We start from the raw sequence: 338 nt of genomic DNA on the forward strand, positions 1-338 counted from the left end.
CTCGGCACCGATAGCGCGCCGCATGTGGACGCCGCCAAGGAAACCGCCTGCGGCTGCGCGGGCTGTTTCACCGCGACCCACACGATGCCGCTTCTGGCGCATGTATTCGAAGCCGAGGGCGCGCTTGATAAACTGGAGGCCTTCGCCTCGCGCAACGGTCCCGCCTTCTACCGCCTGCCGGTCAACGAGGCCACGCTGACGCTCGAGAAGACCGACCAGCCCAACAACTGGCCCGCCAAGATCGAGACCGGCGCGGGCCCCGTCACCCTCTTCGATCCGGGTTTCCCGGTCCATTGGCATGTAAAACGCTGAGTTTCGCCTTGGCACAAATATCCCCG

The 338-nt window shown here is 65.1% G+C and carries 1 pseudogene; it reads left to right on the forward strand.

Going from position 1 to position 338, the window contains the following annotated elements:
* A pseudogene (locus B3D39_RS08420) lies at window positions 1–312 on the forward strand (dihydroorotase); the annotation flags it as partial.
* Window positions 313–338 lie beyond the last annotated feature (26 nt).

The sequence above is a fragment of the Thioclava sp. UBA3469 genome (assembly GCF_002378135.1).
In the GTDB taxonomy this organism is placed as follows: Bacteria; Pseudomonadota; Alphaproteobacteria; order Rhodobacterales; family Rhodobacteraceae; genus Thioclava; species Thioclava sediminum.